General features: G+C 51.0%; 1 protein-coding gene. It reads left to right on the top strand.

The features are described 5' to 3' along the window. The coding region (locus PG892_RS22405; RefSeq protein WP_270825925.1) for an ISAs1-like element ISAs1 family transposase at window positions 1-878 on the top strand (878 nt) is incomplete at both ends.

Raw genomic sequence — 878 nt, 5'->3', positions numbered from 1 at the left:
CTGGTTGATGTCATGTTCCTTGTCATCAGTGCCATCATGAGTGGTGCCGAGGGCTGGAATGACATCGAAACCTATGGCGATTCAAAGATCGATTGGCTGCGTCAGCATCGCCCCTTTGCCAACGGCATCCCGCGGCGTCACACGGTTGCCCGCATTCTGCGCTGCATTGTCATCGATACCTTGCTTGAAGCGTTGCTGTGCTGGGTCAATGAACAGCGCACTCATCAGGGCAAACCCATCATTGCCTTTGATGGCAAGGTGTTACGCGGCTCCTTTCGGGGAAATGCCAAGGATGCGCTTCAGTTGGTCACGGCTTACGATACCGAAAATGGGCTGGTGTTAAGCCAGAAAGCAACCCCTAACAAGAAGGGGGAAATCGAAACCGTCAAAGATATGCTGGACATTCTTGAGCTAAAAGGAGCCGTTGTCACACTCGATGCGTTGCATTGTCAGCGTGAGACACTGGAGAAAATCAGCGAGAAGAAGGCTCATGTAGTGGTACAGGTCAAGAATAATCAACCGAAGCTGTATCAAGCGGTTCAATCGCAATTCCAGTCACTGTTTGACGCCCAGAAAGAGAAGATTGTCGTCGAGCACAAAGAGAGTGGACATGGCCGCCAGGAAGAGCGTTATGTGTTTCAATTAAAAGCCAAATTACCGCCAGAGTTGACGGAGAAATGGCCGACAATCCGCAGCATCATTGCCGTTGAGCGTCACCGCAGCGCCAACGGAAAAGGAACGGTAGATACCTCTTACTATGTCAGCTCGTTATCCCCCAAGCACAAGCTGCTAGGGCACTATATACGGCAGCACTGGCGGATAGAGAACAGCCAGCATTACATTCTTGATGTGGTGTTCAACGAGGATGCTTCCAGGAT

The sequence above is a fragment of the Aeromonas sp. QDB68 genome (assembly GCF_027707405.1).
Taxonomy (GTDB): Bacteria; Pseudomonadota; Gammaproteobacteria; order Enterobacterales; family Aeromonadaceae; genus Aeromonas; species Aeromonas caviae.
The sequence above is the reverse complement of the archived record's forward strand: the minus strand, read 5'-3'. Positions and strand labels throughout refer to the sequence as shown.